Annotated in this window: 13 protein-coding genes; 4 read left to right on the top strand and 9 right to left on the bottom strand. The window is 71.6% G+C overall.

Annotated elements, in window-relative coordinates; translation table 11 throughout:
- Positions 1–8 precede the first annotated feature (8 nt).
- From ACIBAG_RS44320 to ACIBAG_RS44305, 4 genes are all read right to left on the bottom strand, one after another.
- On the bottom strand, positions 9–1,637 hold the full coding sequence (locus tag ACIBAG_RS44320; RefSeq protein ID WP_399113656.1) for a serine/threonine-protein kinase: 1,629 nt from the start codon (positions 1,635–1,637) through the stop codon (positions 9–11).
- 63 nt (positions 1,638–1,700) lie between these two features.
- Positions 1,701–3,467, bottom strand: a complete 1,767-nt coding sequence (locus ACIBAG_RS44315; RefSeq protein ID WP_399113655.1) for a nickel transporter — start codon at positions 3,465–3,467, stop codon at positions 1,701–1,703.
- Positions 3,464–5,047: a tetratricopeptide repeat protein gene (locus ACIBAG_RS44310; protein ID WP_399113653.1), complete on the bottom strand. Its 1,584-nt coding sequence runs from the start codon at positions 5,045–5,047 to the stop codon at positions 3,464–3,466. The genes ACIBAG_RS44315 and ACIBAG_RS44310 overlap by 4 nt, the downstream gene beginning before the upstream one ends.
- 115 nt (positions 5,048–5,162) lie before the next feature.
- Positions 5,163–6,698: a DUF4331 domain-containing protein gene (locus ACIBAG_RS44305; RefSeq protein WP_399113651.1), complete on the bottom strand. Its 1,536-nt coding sequence runs from the start codon at positions 6,696–6,698 to the stop codon at positions 5,163–5,165.
- 230 nt (positions 6,699–6,928) lie between these two features.
- Here ACIBAG_RS44305 and ACIBAG_RS44300 point away from each other — a divergent pair, with 230 nt between their 5' ends.
- The 3 genes from ACIBAG_RS44300 to ACIBAG_RS44290 all read left to right on the top strand — a co-directional run bounded on the left by ACIBAG_RS44300 (position 6,929) and on the right by ACIBAG_RS44290 (position 8,682).
- Positions 6,929–7,471, top strand: coding sequence for a sigma-70 family RNA polymerase sigma factor (locus ACIBAG_RS44300; protein ID WP_399113649.1), 543 nt, complete (start codon positions 6,929–6,931; stop codon positions 7,469–7,471).
- On the top strand, positions 7,468–8,286 hold the full coding sequence (locus ACIBAG_RS44295) for an anti-sigma factor domain-containing protein (RefSeq protein ID WP_399113647.1): 819 nt from the start codon (positions 7,468–7,470) through the stop codon (positions 8,284–8,286). Before ACIBAG_RS44300 ends, ACIBAG_RS44295 begins: the two co-directional genes overlap by 4 nt.
- Before the next feature lie 126 nt (positions 8,287–8,412).
- The gene (locus ACIBAG_RS44290; RefSeq protein ID WP_031486171.1) at positions 8,413–8,682 is read left to right on the top strand and encodes a hypothetical protein; all 270 of its coding nucleotides are present in this window, start codon (positions 8,413–8,415) and stop codon (positions 8,680–8,682) included.
- A gap of 170 nt (positions 8,683–8,852) precedes the next feature.
- Here the strand turns inward: ACIBAG_RS44290 and ACIBAG_RS44285 are convergent, their stop codons facing one another.
- Both ACIBAG_RS44285 and ACIBAG_RS44280 read right to left on the bottom strand, forming a co-directional pair.
- Entirely contained in the window at positions 8,853–9,635 is a 783-nt protein-coding gene (locus ACIBAG_RS44285; RefSeq protein ID WP_399113646.1) for an ABC transporter permease, read from the bottom strand.
- A complete protein-coding gene (locus ACIBAG_RS44280; protein ID WP_399113645.1) occupies positions 9,632–10,585 on the bottom strand; it encodes an ATP-binding cassette domain-containing protein in 954 nt (317 codons plus the stop codon). Before ACIBAG_RS44280 ends, ACIBAG_RS44285 begins: the two co-directional genes overlap by 4 nt.
- Positions 10,586–10,648: 63 nt before the next feature.
- Between ACIBAG_RS44280 and ACIBAG_RS44275 the strand changes: the two genes are divergently transcribed.
- On the top strand, positions 10,649–11,365 hold the full coding sequence (locus ACIBAG_RS44275; protein WP_399113643.1) for a TetR/AcrR family transcriptional regulator C-terminal domain-containing protein: 717 nt from the start codon (positions 10,649–10,651) through the stop codon (positions 11,363–11,365).
- Here the strand turns inward: ACIBAG_RS44275 and ACIBAG_RS44270 are convergent.
- Genes ACIBAG_RS44270 through hmgA form a run of 3 tightly spaced genes read right to left on the bottom strand, consistent with a single transcriptional unit; the run spans position 11,362 to position 14,692 of the window.
- The gene (locus ACIBAG_RS44270; protein WP_399113642.1) at positions 11,362–12,504 is read right to left on the bottom strand and encodes a type ISP restriction/modification enzyme; all 1,143 of its coding nucleotides are present in this window, start codon (positions 12,502–12,504) and stop codon (positions 11,362–11,364) included. The genes ACIBAG_RS44275 and ACIBAG_RS44270 overlap by 4 nt on opposite strands.
- A 26-nt stretch (positions 12,505–12,530) precedes the next feature.
- Positions 12,531–13,280, bottom strand: coding sequence for a GntR family transcriptional regulator (locus ACIBAG_RS44265; protein ID WP_399113640.1), 750 nt, complete (start codon positions 13,278–13,280; stop codon positions 12,531–12,533).
- Positions 13,281–13,339: 59 nt separating this feature from the next.
- Positions 13,340–14,692 carry a homogentisate 1,2-dioxygenase gene (gene hmgA / locus ACIBAG_RS44260; protein ID WP_399113639.1) on the bottom strand — a complete coding sequence of 451 codons (1,353 nt, stop codon included), beginning with the start codon at positions 14,690–14,692 and terminating at the stop codon, positions 13,340–13,342.
- Between the last annotated feature and the right edge of the window lie 59 nt (positions 14,693–14,751).

Here is a 14,751-nt window from a genome sequence, read left to right as displayed (position 1 = left end):
GACACGACCTAGGAACTCGGTGACGCGGTAGGCGATGGCGAGACCCCGCCCGTCGGGGTCTCCGTCACACAGGTCACCGAGAACGGCACCGAGTTGGACTTCGTCTCCACCGGATCGCGGACCTCGACACTGATCTCGTTCTCGAAGGTCCCGCTCTCGTCGTACGTCGTCACGAACGCCCTGTCCTGCTTGGTCCGCCCCTCGCCCTCAGGGAACGACAGGGTCTTCCAGCCCTGGTCCATGACGTTGCCGTCCGCCGACACCCAGCGATAGGTGACCTGTGCGGGCAGCTTCCCCACGGTGAACGTCGCCGTGAACGCGGGCGCCTCCTCCCGGGACGGCGGACAGGCCCCGGAGTACTCCGTGTTCGCGCCCGCCAGCGCCACCCGCACGGACTGCGGTGCCGCGGAGGGCGTGTCACTGCCGCTCGGGCTCGGTGTCGGGCTCCGGTCCCCTCCGGAGGGCTTCTCGTCCTCGGTCTCCGTCGGCGAAGTGCCGCCCCCCGTCTGGCCGGTGGTTTCCCCGCCGCCCGCATTCCGGCCGTCGTCCCCGCCGTTGAGGAGGGCGTACGTCAGCCCTGCCACGGCCAGTGCCAGGGCGGCGATGCCGGCGATCAGGACGAGGGCGGCCCGGCGGTTGCGGTCGGGGCGGACGGGGGCCGTGGCGGAGGCGGGGGTGCCCGTGCCGGTGACGGGTCGCGTCGGAGCGGGCGGGGGGACCGGAGCCGTCGGGGCGGTCTGCGACGGCGCCGGGAAGGCCGCGACGGTCGGGGTGTACGGGGACGCCCGCACGGCGTCCGCGCGCGGTGTGCCTCCCGCCCCGATGATCCGCAGGTCCTGCTCGGCACGGTCGGCGGACAGCCGCTGCGCCGGGTCTTTGCGCAGCAGCCCTTCGATGACGGGGGCGAGCGGGCCGGCCCGGTGCGGCGGGGGCAACTCCTCGTCGACGATCGCGCGCAGGGTGCTGAGCGGGGTGTCCTGACGGAACGGGGAGTTGCCCTCCACGGCCGCGTAGAGGAGTACGCCGAGGGACCACAGGTCGGACTCCGGGCCCGGTGTGCGGCCCAGCGCCCGCTCCGGTGCCAGGAACTCGGGGGAGCCGATGACCTCGCCGGTCATGGTCAGCGCCGAGCTGCCCTCGACCATGGCGATGCCGAAGTCGGTCAGCACCACCCGGCCGTCGTTCGACATCAGCACGTTGGCCGGCTTCACGTCCCGGTGCAGCACCCCGGCCTCGTGCGCGGCCCGCAGCGCCGCCAGCACCTCGGCACCGATGTGCGCGGCGCGCTGCGGGCTCAGCGGGCCCTCGGCGTCCAGCAGCTCGGCCAGCGAGATGCCGCGGACCAGCTCCATCACGATCCAGGGCCGGCCGTCCTGCACGGCGACGTCGTACACCGTGACGACATTGCGGTTGGCGACCCGCGCCGCTGCCCACGCCTCGCGCTCCAGCCGGGCGTACATCCGCTCGACCTCGGGGGCCGGCAGCCCGTGCGGCGCGCGCACCTCCTTGACGGCGACCTCACGGTGCAGCACCTCGTCACGAGCCCGCCACACCGTGCCCATGCCGCCCTCGCCGAGCGGGGACAGGAGGCGGTAGCGGCCCGCGATCAGACGTTCACTGCCCGGTTCTTCGGACACGGGCGTCCCCCATTCGCATCCGTGCGAAATCTCCACTCCGTGCTATTTCTTCCCAAAAGTAGCTCAGCCGAGCGCGGATGCGGCCCCCTGGAGAACCAATCCGGCCCCGATCAGTACGACGAGCACCGCGGACCCCAGTGGCGCGGTCCGGCGGACGAAGACCGTCACGGGATGCGTCAGCCAGCGGGGACGCCTGTCCAGCATCCGCATAGCCCCCGTACCCAGCCGTACCACGGCGAACCCGGCCGCGGTGAGGGTGAGCGCCAGCCCCACGCCGTACGCCACGACGAGCAGCAGTCCGAACCACGCCTTGCCGAGCGCCGCGGCACCGACGAGCACGACGACCGCGGACGGGCTGGGCACGAGGCCGCCCGCGAAGCCGAGGAGGATCGTGCCGCGGAGGGTGGGGGCGGTGGAGTGGGTGTGGGTGAAACCGTTGTGGGTGTGGGTCAGCAGGCCGTGGGTGTGGGTGTGGCCGCGGCTGTGATCGTGATCGTGGGTGTGGTGGTGGCCGTCATCGTGCCGCTGGCCGTGGTCGTGGTGATGCGCGGGGGCGTGTCCTTGGGCGTGGGTGCGGGCCTGGGGCGGTGTGGGTGCGGGAGTGTCCGTCGTGGAGTGCGTGTGTGCGGCGACCAGGACCGGTTGGCGGTCGTGGGCGTGTTCGGTCTCGCGGTCTTGGTCGGTCTCGTGGGCGTGGTCGTGTGAGTGGGGGTGCTCGTGCGGATGGGGGTGGTCGCCGTGATCGTGTGAGTGCCCGTGCCCGTGCCCGTGCCCGTGCCCGTGCCCGTGGCTGCGGATGTGCCAGGCCCGGCGTACGAGGGTCGCGCCCGCCACGATCACCAGGGCGCCACTCGCGATGCCCAGCCAGGTGATCACCGAGGGCGCCGCCGCCGAACCGGCCGTGACCAGGAGGCCGAGGGCGACCACGCCCAGGGTGTGGGTGACCGTCACCGAGGCGGCCAGCGGCAGCACGTCCTTCATGCGGGCCCGGCCGCCGCGGGCCGCCGCCACCGCGGCCATCAGGGTCTTGCCGTGGCCCGGCGCGAGCGCGTGCATCGCCCCGAGGAAGACGGCGACGACCAGCGCGAGGGCGGCGAAACCGAGGGTGAGGTCCTGGCGGGAGACGAGGCCGTCCAGGGTCCGCGTCCAGCGGTCGGCGCCACGCGGCAGGACGGAGGAAGCGGGGGCGTCCCGCTCGGACTCGGCGAGGGCGGGCCCGCCGGGGCGTACCCGCAGGGACGCGGCCTTGGTGTCGGCGGGGGAGGAGAGCAACTCCTCGGGGTACTCGGTCAGTTCACCGGAGACCGACTCCTTCGGTACGTCCGAGGCGGTGAGTGTCATACGGTCGCCGCGTGCGGTGATCTCCCGCCAGCCGGGGCCGGCTTCCGCGCCCGCGCCGCGGAAGCCGACGGTCATGGCGTCGGTGACGTCCTCGGGGAGCGGCGCCGTCAGCCGGCACTCCACGCGGAGGGTGTCCAGTCCCGCCTGACCGGGCCGCACGCGCGCGTGGCTGCTGTTCAGCGTCAGATCGACCGTACGGCCGTCCACGGTGACCTCGCTGCCCTGCGCCGCCTTCTCGCAGCGCTCCCGGGCCCACGCCGTCATGCCCGCCTTCTCGATGTCCGGCCCGGCCTGGGTCGCGGGGATCTCGGCGAGGTCCTCGACATGGTGGACGCGCAGTTCGCCGGGGGCGGCGACGAGGCCGTCGTAGCGGTTGACGGTGAAGTTGCCGAGGGGATGCGCGCTTGCGCTCGTTGCGGGGAACAGCGTGAGCGCGCAGGCCGCCGTGAGAACGGCGGCGCCGGAGGCGAACAGCCGACGAGGGGTCACTTGGCCGCCTCCAGGTCCTTGAGTGCCGTACGGGCTTCCCGGGCGCCCAGCGGGGAGAAGCCGGGGTTCAGCTCCAGCGCGGCTCGGAGGTTCTCGCGGGCGTCCTCGGTGTGGCCCGTGGCGCGCTCGATGATGCCGCGGTGGTAGTGGAAGGCGGCGTTTCGGTAGCCGGTGGCCGTGGCCCTTCGGGCGTAGGGGAGGGCTTCGGCGTCCTTGCCGTTGACGTGCAGCGCCCAGGCGAGGGCGTCCGCGGTGTGCACGGTCTGCCGGCGCTCCCACTCGGCGCGGGCGGCGCGCAGGGCGGACGCCTTGTCGCCGTGGTCGGCGGCCGCGAGGGCGGTGTCGAGGTCGGCGTTGACGCCGTTGGCGCGGGCGAGGGCTGTCCAGGCGTCGACGAGGGCGTACTGGTCGTCGGCCTCGGCCTGGTCGCCGGACGCCTCGTACAGCTCGCCCAGTTCGACGAGCGGACCCGGGAGGGGGTAGCGGGCGACGACGTCCTTCAGACCCTTGAGCGCGCCGGCCCTGTCGCCGCTCGCCGCCTGTGCGCGGGCGCGGCCTTCGAGGGCGGGGACGTAGTTCTCGTCCGCCGCGAGGGCGCGGGCGTAGTGGGTGAGGGCCGTGTCGTAGTCGCCCTGGTTCCAGGCGAGCTGGCCGAGCTGGGTGGCGACGTACGCGATGTCGCCGGGGGTGACCGCGGAGGAGAGTGCCTGGTCGAGCACGCGTCGAGCCGTACGGACGTCGCCGCGCAGCTCGTGGACGTACGCGTACCTGGTGAAGACCGGGATGCCCGGGCGGCGGTCGTCGGCGGTGTCGGCGGCCTTGGACGCGTCGGTGTAGCGGCCGAGTTCGACGAGGGCGTCGACGCGGGTGCACAGGGCGCGTTCGCTGTACGGGTTCACCTTCAGGGCCTGGTCGGCGTACTTCAGGGCGTCCTCGAAGTCGTGGCGGGCGGCGGCGAGGGCGGCGCGGCCGGCGAGGGCCTGGTCGTTGCCGTCCTTCAGTGCGAGTGACCGCTCGAAGGCCTGGGCGGCCTGGGGGTAGCGGGAGGGGTCGCCCTTGGTGCGGGCCTGCTCGACGTAGGCGAGACCGAGGGTGGCCCAGCCGGTGAAGTCCCTTGGCTGGTCGCGGAGGTGGGCCTGGAGGGAGGTGATGCCGGCGTCGAGGTCGCCGGTTGCGAGGAGGCCCGGGGAGACGGCGGCGGAGGCGGAGGCGACGTCGGTCGGGCCGCTGTCGTTCACGGCGCCGAACGCTATGGATCCGGCGGTGAGAGCTACGGCCAGCAGGGCGGCGCATCCGGCGAGGTGCAGGGTGCGGTGGCGGCGTGCGGCTGCGGCGGCGCGGCGTACGGCGGTGATGCGCTGAAGGCCGGTTTTCTCGCCCCCGCCGCCCCTGCCCTTCCCGTCCTCCAGGGGCGCTGCCCCTTCGACCCCGCCGGGGGCTGCCGCCCCCGGACCTCCGCTTCGGCCCTTGAGGGGCCTCGTCCTCAAACGCCGGACGGGCTGGATCCGCCGCACGGCGGCAACGCGCTCATCGGCGGTCTCCTCGTTCTCCGGCGCGCTGTCGTTCGTACGCGGAACCATTCCCTCTCCTCAAATGCCTTGCCGCTGACTGAAGTTGCCGGGACCGGCGGCGCGGCCCGCGCCGTGGGGGATGAGTACTTCGCGGGCCGCGCCAGCTCTGTTGAGGCCGAAGGCCCTAGTACGCCCGCTCCCGCATCCGGCGCCACCAGGCCAGGCCCGCGCCGATCAGCAGGACTCCGAGCGCGCCGGCGCCCGCCGACGCGGCGATCAGCGTCCGGTCGTCGGTGCTGCCGGCGGCGCCGGCCGGCTGCAGGGCGTCGCCGAGCTGGCTGCGGACGTCGGTCTCGCCGTCCGTGCCCTTGGCGAGCGGGCCGCGGGAACCCTCGGTCGGCAGGGCGACGTACGGGAAGGCCTTCTCGAAGTCCTTGTCGTTCTTGTCGACCGCGTCGCCCAAGTCGTTCTTGGCGCCGAGGAGTTCACCCTCGACGACCTGGAGCGAGGCGTCGATCACGTCGTCGGTGAGGCGGCGGCCGTTCGGGAAGCCCGCGTTGTCGCCGTCGAGGACACCGAGCCGCTTGGGTTCGGCGGCCGGCTTGATCGAGGTGTTCAGGCGCAGCATCTCGGAGGGCGTGACGTGCGGGGGCTGGTTGAGGCCCTTGACGCCCTTCAGGAAGACATCCACCAGGTCGTTGCGGGGCTCCTTGGGCGCCGGGATCTTGTAGATCGCCTCGATGAGCTTCGGCAGCTCGGGGTTGGTGACGTTCTTCAGGAACTGGGCGTCGTCCCAGGGCGCGGACGCGTTGAACTTGTCCTTGTCCTTGAGCGGGTTGACGACCTCGTTCACCAGCGGGCTGCCGAGGCGCGAGACCTGCTCGAAGTGGCCCTTGGCGTTCTTGCGCTGGGTCGTCGACCAGATGCCGACGATCGGCTGGTCCGCCGACTCCGCGATCATGTGGTTCGGGACCTGCAGGGCTATGGAGTTGACGTTGTAGCCCTTGAGCGTGTCGTTGCCGACCTCGGAGAGGTTCCCGCCGTAGAGGAGGTCGAAGACCCTGAGGTCCAGGAAGAACGGGTCGTCGGCCTGGCCGGCGAACGACGTCGCGTCGCCCGCGAGCTTGTGGACGGCCTGTTCGCGCAGCTTGGCGTAGTCCGGCATGGACGCCTTGCCGACGTTGGACGGCGCCACCGGTACGTCGTTGGCGACCTTCGTCTTCGACACCGGGTACTGGTCCTTGAGCTTGATCAGCTCGATGTCGTAGGTCTGCGTGATGTTGAGGTCCGGGTCGTCCAGACTCTCGACCGGGCCCGTGTTGTACAGGAACGTCTTCTTGTTCTTGATGTGCGTGTCGAAGGTGAAGCGGTAGAGCAACTCGCCCTGCGCGTCACCGTTGTTGTCGATGTGGATGTCGTACTGCGCGTCCTCGGCGAACGTGAAGAAGTTCGGACCGCCGGCCGGCTCCTCGAACGGGATCCAGTTCGCGATGATCGTCGTCGTGTCCGGCTTGTCCGGGCTGACGAACGCGTACACGTCCGTGTTGTCGTACTGCGGGGTCCCCGAGATCAGGGGGGCCTCCCGGTGGCTGGAGGCGGAGGCCGCCCCCGGTGCCAGCGCGGCGACGCCGGCGGCTGCGAGCCCTCCGGCGGCCAGCGCACCACATACGAGGGTCGCGAGGCCCTTGCGTCCCGCACCGCTCCTGGAAATAGGTGTCATGCCGTCCGTCCTCAGTGCCAACTTGCCTGACGAACCCGATTCGGAGCCGTCGCCAGGGTGGATTGGTCGAATCCCAAGCGTTCTTACGGCGGAACTGGAAAGTTGTTTCATCGGCGCACGACCCGCGTTTTCGGCACGCTGATCCGTAACCCCATCCGGAGGTGGGTTCGTTGCGAATGCCTCGTGGGACGAGACGGCCGCGCTGCGGCCTCGCGGGAGGGGGAGACGAGTTGGAGGCGGACGAGCTGTTGGTGCTCGTTGCGGGCGGTGACCAGAAGGCGTTCGAGGAGCTGTACGGACTGGTCTCCGGGCCGGTGTACGGGCTGGTGCGGCGCGTGGTGCGCGATCCCGCGCAGTCCGAGGAGGTGGCGCAGGAGGTGCTGCTCGAACTGTGGCGGTCCGCCGCGAAGTTCGACCCGGGACGGGGCAGCGCACTGTCGTGGATCCTCACCCTCGCCCACCGCCGAGCCGTCGACCGGGTGCGCAGCGCCCGCGCGGCCGGCGAGCGCGAGCAGCGCGAGGCCCTGCGCGCGAACCACCCGGCCTTCGACCATGTCGCCGAGGAGGTCGAGGCCGGCCTCGAACGCGAGTGGGTGCGCCGCTGCCTGGACCGTCTCACCGCGCTGCAGCGTCAGTCCGTCACCCTCGCCTACTACGAGGGCTACACCTACCGTGAAGTGGCCGAGCGGCTCTCCCTGCCGCTGGGCACGGTCAAGACCCGAATGCGCGACGGACTCACCCAGCTGCGCAAATGTCTGGGAGGTACCGCGTGAGCTTCGTCGACCGCCTTCTGCGGCGCGAGGACCTGCACTCCCTCGCCGCCCCGTACGCCCTCGACGCCCTGGAACCCGGTGAGCGGCTCCGGTTCGAGAAGCACCTGCGGGAGTGTGACAGCTGTGCCGCCGAGGTGCGGGTCCTGTCCGAGGACGCCGTCCGCCTCGCCTGGTCCGCGGCCGCCCCGGCGCCGGCCGCGATGCGCGACCGCGTGCTGGCCGCCGTACGGACGACTCCGCAGGAGTCCGCCGGGCGGGAACCGGCACGCGCGCGTGCGACGCAGTTGCCGCCGCACGTGTGGGGCAACCAGCCGCCGCCGCGCACCCGTGCGACCAGGACGCGCCCGCTGCTCGTGCCGTTCGCCACGGCCACCGCCGCCGCGGCCCTCGTCGTCGCCTCCCTCTTCGCCGTCCAGGCGAACCGGACGCAGGACCAGCTGGACGCCCAGCGGGCCCGGGCGAGTGAGATCGCTAACGTTCTGGCGGCTCCCGACGCCCGGGCGACCTCCGGTGAGGACGCGGAGGGCCGGACGATCGGAGTGGTCGCCTCCGCATCCGAGGGGCGTGCGATCGTCACTCTCAGCGGATACGGCGATCTGCCCAGCGGCCGAGTGCACCAGCTCTGGCTCATGCGCCCGGATGTACAACCGCGTTCTCTCGGGCTTTTCGACGGCGACACGCCCTTGGTCGCATCCGGTCTCGACACATCGGCGACGTCACTGGCTGTGACGGTGGAGCCGAACGGAGGCTCGCCGCAACCCACCGGCCAGCCCGTTGTCCAACTCGCCCTGAAATCGGTCGGATTCGGAGAGTAATCAAAGACGAGTCGTCAACACCCTTACGGGGAAGGTGAATCCTGTGACCGCGATACACGAGTGCCCCGCCGGGGCGATAGGGTTAACCTGCCCGGGCCGGGTGGACTCGTACGGGTGGGGAGTGACATGGATCAGATAACAGTGCGCAGCAGGGCCAGGGTCCCTGCGATCACCTGCGGGAGCAGCGCGACCAGTTCGCGCCTCGACCGCCATCTGTCGGTGCTGGCGGGTCCCGCCGTGCCGCAGACGGAGGCGGCCGAGGCGACCTCGCTGATGCGTGAGCTGACCACTCGTGACACCACCCAGGCGCGCAGCGACCAGGGTGCGCGGGTGCGCCGCGTCTCGCTCTTCGCCCCGCTGCGTCGGCTCCGCCGTTCGCTGTTCGGCGGACGCTGACTCGTACCGGCGTTCCTCGACCGACTCACAGGCCCGCGCCCGACAGTTCACACTGTCTCCGGCGCCGTACCGCCGCTGCCGCCGTCATCCCCAACGGCAGGCAGCGGTGCCCGGACTGTGCCACCACCCGGGCGCGGGCACATCCCTCAACTCCCCTCAGTCTTCCGGCTTCACCGCTCGCCCCGCGCGTACCGGCGCACCGCGAGCGGTGCGAACACCCCGATCAGCAGCGCGCACCAGACCAGTGACCCGGCGACGGGATGCGCGACCGGCCAGGCGGCGCCGTCCGGCACGGGTGCGTTGCCGAAGAGGTCCCGCAGGGCCGTGGTGACCGCGCTGATCGGATTCCACTCGGCGAGCGTGCGCAACCAGCCCGGCAGGCCGTCGGCCGGGATGTACGCGTTCGACAGCAGCGGCAGCAGGAAGGTCGCCCCGCCGAGCTGACCGGCGGCCTCCTCGTTCCGGGTGAGCAGCCCGAGGAAGATCCCGACCCACGTCGTCGCGAACCGGAACAGCAGCAACAGCCCCAGAGCGGCCCCCGCTTCGAACGCGGACCCCTCGATCCGCCAGCCCACCGCGAGCCCGACCAGCAGGAACGGCACGGTCCCGGCTGCCGTCACGACCAGGTCGGCGGCGGCCTGCCCCAGCGGTACGGCGGCCCGGCTCATCGGCAGCGTCCGGAAGCGGTCCATCACGCCCCGGTGGGTGTCCTGGGCGGCCTGGAACATGCCGGTCATGATCCCGTTCGCCGCGGTCGCCACCAGCAGCCCCGGCACCAGGAAGGACCGGTACTGCGCGCCGGGCATCGCCAGCGCGCTGCCGAAGACGTAGCCGAAGAACAGCAGCATGGTGATCGGCATCGTCTGGGTCAGGATCAGCAGACCCGGGTTGTTCCGGATCCGCCGCAGCTGCCGGCCCAGCATCGCGCCGCCGTCGTAGGCCAGGGTGCTCATGCCGCACGCTCCTCTTCCTGGTCTTCCTGGGTGAGCCGCAGGAACACGTCGTCGAGGGTGGGGGGTTGGAGGCTCGCGTCGAGCAACGGCACGCCCGCCGCGTCGAGTTCGCGCACCAGGCGGGGAAGCGTGAGCGTGACGTCCCGGGTGACGGCACCGACGGCGCGCCGCTCGTGATCCAACGACGGTTCCGCCCCGGTGAGTTGATCCAGCACCGCGGCCGCCTTCACCATGACGTCGACGTCAGCCACGACGACCTCGACGTGCGCGCCGATGACCGCCTTGAACTGGGCCGGTGAACCCGTGTGCGCGACCCGCCCCCGGCCCAGCAGGGCGATGTCGTCGGTGAGTTGGTCGGCCTCCTCCAGGTACTGCGTGGTCAGCAGCACGGTGGTGCCGTCGGCGGTCAGCTCCCGTACGGCGTCCCAGATCCGATTGCGGCTGGCGGGGTCCAGGCCGGTCGTGGGCTCGTCGAGGAACAGCACGTCCGGGCGGCGGACGAGGCTCGCCGCCAGGTCGAGACGGCGCCGCATGCCGCCCGAGTAGGTGGACGCCGGCCGGTCGGCCGCCTCGGTCAGCCCGAAGCGGTCCAGGAGCTCGCCGGCCCGCTCGGCGGGCCCCCGCACCCGGTGCAGCCGGGCGAACAGCCGGAGGTTCTCGCGTCCGGTGAGGTCGCCGTCGACCGAGGCGTACTGGCCGGTGACGCCGATGCGGCGGCGGACGGCCGCCGGGTCCCGGAGCAGGTCGTGCCCGGCGATGCGGGCCGAGCCCGCGTCCGGGCGCAGGAGGGTGGTGAGGAGCCTCAAGGCCGTCGTCTTGCCGGCGCCGTTGGGTCCCAGGAGCCCGCAGACGGTGCCCTGCGCGACGGCCAGATCGAGCCCGCGCAGGGCGTGGACCTCGCCGAACCGCTTCTCCAGACCTTCACTAAGTACAGCGTACGTAGAAGTCATGCCCCGACCATAGCGCACTACGTACGCTGTACGTAACTAGGATGGTGGTCGAGGTGATGATCGATGGCGGGCAAGGCGGCCGAACCCCAGGTGATCTGGGCGCGACCCGAGCGGACCGGGCGCGGTCCCAGGCCCGCGTTCACGCGTGCGGACATCGCGGCCGCGGCGGTGAAGATCGCCGACGCCGGCGGGCTGGACGCCGTGTCCATGCGGCAGGTCGCGGCAGAGCTGGGCTGCGGGACGATGTCGCTGTACAATTACGTCCCCCGCAAGGAGGACCTGTACGAGCTGATGATCGACGCGGTGGGCGCCGAGCACGAGATCCGGGAGCCCTCGGGCGACTGGCGTGCCGACATGGTCCGCAACGCACGGGAGACCCGCGCCATCATGCGCCGGCACACCTGGGTGCCGCGGCTGATGTCAGGGGTGTACGGCTTCAGTCCCAACACATTGCGCTACCTGGAGCACTGCCTCGCCTGCCTCGAACCCCTCGACGTTCCGTACGGCGTGAAGATGGAGCTGGTCGCGCTGCTCAACGGCGTCGTGACGACGTACACCGCGAACGAGATCGCCACCGCCGAGCGCACCCGCTCGATGCCCTGGTCCGAGGAGGAGGAGAACGCGGTCCGCATCGCGTATCTCGGCAGTCAGGTCGCCACCGGCAAGTATCCGCGTCTCGCCGCGGCCTTCATGGAGGACAGCGGGCCGATCGATCTGGAGGCGGTATTCGGGCGGGCGATCGAGCGGGTGCTGGACGCCTTCGACCCCGGCCCTCGTTAGATCAGGGCGAGTTGCCCCTCCGGCCCCTCCTCGGGCCCGTCCAGCACCGACGCCGGCCTGCGGGCCGATGCCGGGGCCGGCAGGACTCCCGCCTTGTGGAGGTCGGTCGCCGTGATCGGGTTCGTCAACTCCTCGGGGAGTGGCCGGAGTTCCGCCAACAGGGCCAGCACCGTGATCAGCTCCAGCAGCTCCGACGTCCAGGTCTGCGGCCATGTCGCCGGGCGGATGGCGACCAGGGTGCCCGGCTCGGGCTCCAGGACGCGCGCGGTGAACCACTGCTCCAGGACCTTCACGCCGGCCACCTCGAAGTCCCAGGCCTGCGGCGGGACCGGTGAGATGCGGCCCTCGTCCAGCAGCAGGGCCTCCTCGTCGCGGTCGTACTCGAGCGTCAGCGGACGGGAGGGGAGCGGCGCGCGGACGTACGGGCGGCGGCCGCCGGGAAGCTTCGGGCGGTCGCCGTTTCGGCGCATCAGCCACAGCGCGCGGTGGCCCGACTCCACGCCGCGGGCCCAGAGTTCGGGCTCGCCGGTGAGCGGAACGGTGAGATCCGGGCGTACGGCCGCCAGCGTCCAGGCGAGGAAGTCCAGCGGCTCGACCGGTGCGCCGAGCCGGTCGCGGAGGTGCTCCAGGAGACCCGGAGCCAGGTTGGGTTCCGTGCCGCCGGGGCGGCGGTACAGCGGGTGGATACGGCCCGGGCGGACCAGCGGGAGCAGGGAGGTCGCCAGCAGGGGTGACTCCGGCGCCTGAAGGACGAAGACCTGGTGCTCGTCCGCCACCCGCCACAGCTCGGGACGGGCCGCGTCGATCAGACGGTGGTCCGGGATCAGCCACTGCTCGTCGAAGGGGGCGTGCAGCACGCGAACCGGCTCAGGACAGGGGCCCGAGGCGCGCAGCAGCTTCTCCGTGCCGGATGACTGGCCGGGCAACTGCCCGACCGCCGAGTGCAGGGTGCGCGAGCGCGTCGGCTCCAGCAGGGCTTCCCGGTCGGGGCCCTCGGCCTTCACGAAGGCGTCCCAGCGAGCCTTCAGGGACGCCGCGTCGGGGCCCGTCGGCCACCCCCGGCCCAGCCGCGGCGGTGCGACGGACCACGGCATGAGGTCCGCGAGCAGCGGAGCGTCGTCGTGCGTCACGCTGGGCATCGTACGACCTGGGTGCGACAGCGGGGTCAGTTGGCCTCCAGGGTCACCGTGAAGGAGAAGCGGTCGCCCCGGTAGTGGATGACCACCGCGTCCAGGACCCGGCCGTCCGAGTCGTATGTCACGCCCGTGTAGTGCAGGATCGGGCTCAGCAGCGGGACTTGGAGCAGGCGTGCCGTCTCCGGGTCGGCCAGGCGGGCCTCGACCGTGTCCGTGATGCGGCTGATGTCCGCCCCGACGGCGTCCCGCAGCACCTTGGTCATCGGCCAGCGGACCAGGTCGTCCAGGTCGATGCGCGCGGCCAGTTCGGGGCGGACGTAGTTACGGGCGTGGTTGGTCGGCTCGCCCGACTTCTCGTCGCTGCGCAGGCGGTGGTACGTCGCCACCTCGTCGACGTCCGGGAAGTACTCGGCGAGTTCGCCCGGCACCGGCGCGTGGCCGTGTTCCAGCAGTTCGGTCGTCATGCCGGACTGCTGGGCCACGATCGCGTCCACCGAGCCGAGCAGCCGCACGGGGGCGCCCCGGCGGGCGTCCGGCTCGATGAACGTGCCGCGTCTGCGGTGGCGCGTGATCAGGCCCTCGTCCTCCAGCTCCTTCAACGCCTGCCGCATGGTCAGCACGCTCACGCCGTAGTGCTCGGCCAGTTGCTCCTCGGTGGGCAGGCGCAGCGGGTCGTGCGGGTGGCGGCCCAGTATCGAGGCGCGCAGCGACTGCGACACCTGGTACCAGAGCGGCAGCTTGCGGTTCAGGACGATCGAGTCCGGGGCGAAGGAGGTCACGGGCTATCCGTACCTTTCGCGGATCGGTCAGTGCAACGGGTGGCCGGGGCACCGGATGGTCAGTGCGACGGGCGGAAGTGGCGCTCCAGGCCCTGCCAGACGTCGTCGTAGCCGCGCTGCAGGTGCTGCGCCCCCGCCGCCTGCGGGGTCAGCGTCACCGGCCAGCGGGTCTCGAACATGAAGGCCAGACCGTCGTCGATCCGCTGCGGCTTCAGCTCCGCCGCGCTCGCGCGGTCGAACGTCTCCCGGTCCGGGCCGTGCGCCGACATCATGTTGTGCAGCGAGCCGCCGCCCGGCACGAAACCCTCCGCTTTCGCGTCGTAGGCGCCCTCGATGAGGCCCATGTACTCGCTCATCACGTTGCGGTGGAAGTACGGCGGCCGGAAGGTGTCCTCGCCCACCAGCCAGCGCGGGGCGAACACCACGAAGTCGACGCCCGCGAGGCCCGGTGTGTCCGACGGGGACGTCAGCACCGTGAAGATCGACGGGTCGGGGTGGTCGTAGGAGATGGTGCCGATCACATTGAAACGGCGAAGGTCGTAGACGTACGGCACATGGTTGCCGTGCCAGGCGACCACGTCGAGGGGAGAGTGGTCGTACGTCGCCGTCCAGAGGTTGCCGCAGAACTTGTTCACCACCTCCACGGGCCCTTCGGCGTCCTCGTACGCAGCCACGGGCGCCATGAAGTCACGGGCGTTCGCGAGGCCGTTGGCGCCGATCGGGCCGAGGTCGGGGAGGTGGAAGGGCGCCCCATAGTTCTCGCACACATAACCGCGCGCCGAGGCATCCAGCAGCTCCACACGGAAGCGCACCCCACGAGGGATCAGCGCCACATGTGACGGCTCCACATGCAGCAGCCCGAACTCCGTACGCAGCAGCAGCCCGCCGCGCTCCGGCACGATCAGCAGCTCTCCGTCCGCGTCGCTGAAGACGCGCTCCATCGAGGAGTTGGCGTGGTACAGGTGCACGGCCATCCCGGTTCGCTGGGTCGCGTCGCCGTTGCCGCCCAGGGTCCACAGGCCGGCGAGGAAGTCGGTGCCGGGGGCGGGCTCGGGCAGGGGGTTCCAGCGCAGGCGGTTCGGGTCGGGCACCGACTCGGTGAAGGGCGCGGTACGGACCGCGCCGTTGTCCGTGCGCGTGAACGCCGGGTGGGCGGCCGACGGGCGGATTCGGTACAGCCACGAGCGGCGGTTGTGGGCCCTCGGCTCGGTGAAAGCGGTACCGCTCAACTGCTCCGCGTACAGGCCCAGCGGGGCCCGCTGGGGTGAGTTGCGGCCCTCGGGCAGGGCGCCGGGCACCGCCTCCGAGCTGTGCTCGTTGCCGAAACCGGACAGGTAGGTCAGCCCTTCCGCGGTCTTCCGCGCTCCCTCGCGCTCGGACACGCCGGCGCGGGAGGTACCCCCATCGCTCATGATCGCTCCCTTGAGATCTGATTCCTATGCAACACCGTAGGATTGCGGTTTCGTGGGCG

Origin of the sequence: Streptomyces sp. NPDC051243 (genome assembly GCF_044455405.1) — a bacterium.
Taxonomy (GTDB): domain Bacteria; phylum Actinomycetota; class Actinomycetes; order Streptomycetales; family Streptomycetaceae; genus Streptomyces.
Note: the sequence above shows the minus strand (reverse complement) of the source record. Positions and strands in the feature narration are given on the sequence as shown.

Excerpts from the sequence above, each read along its gene's own strand:
- ACIBAG_RS44280 (WP_399113645.1), bottom strand. The coding sequence starts at position 10,585 with ATGACTTCTACGTACGCTGTACTTAGTGAAGGTCTGGAGAAGCGGTTC.
- ACIBAG_RS44290 (WP_031486171.1), top strand. The coding sequence starts at position 8,413 with ATGGATCAGATAACAGTGCGCAGCAGGGCCAGGGTCCCTGCGATCACC.
- ACIBAG_RS44285 (WP_399113646.1), bottom strand. The coding sequence starts at position 9,635 with ATGAGCACCCTGGCCTACGACGGCGGCGCGATGCTGGGCCGGCAGCTG.
- ACIBAG_RS44305 (WP_399113651.1), bottom strand. The coding sequence starts at position 6,698 with ATGACACCTATTTCCAGGAGCGGTGCGGGACGCAAGGGCCTCGCGACC.
- hmgA (WP_399113639.1), bottom strand. The coding sequence starts at position 14,692 with ATGAGCGATGGGGGTACCTCCCGCGCCGGCGTGTCCGAGCGCGAGGGA.
- ACIBAG_RS44275 (WP_399113643.1), top strand. The coding sequence starts at position 10,649 with ATGGCGGGCAAGGCGGCCGAACCCCAGGTGATCTGGGCGCGACCCGAG.
- ACIBAG_RS44310 (WP_399113653.1), bottom strand. The coding sequence starts at position 5,047 with ATGGTTCCGCGTACGAACGACAGCGCGCCGGAGAACGAGGAGACCGCC.
- ACIBAG_RS44270 (WP_399113642.1), bottom strand. The coding sequence starts at position 12,504 with ATGCCCAGCGTGACGCACGACGACGCTCCGCTGCTCGCGGACCTCATG.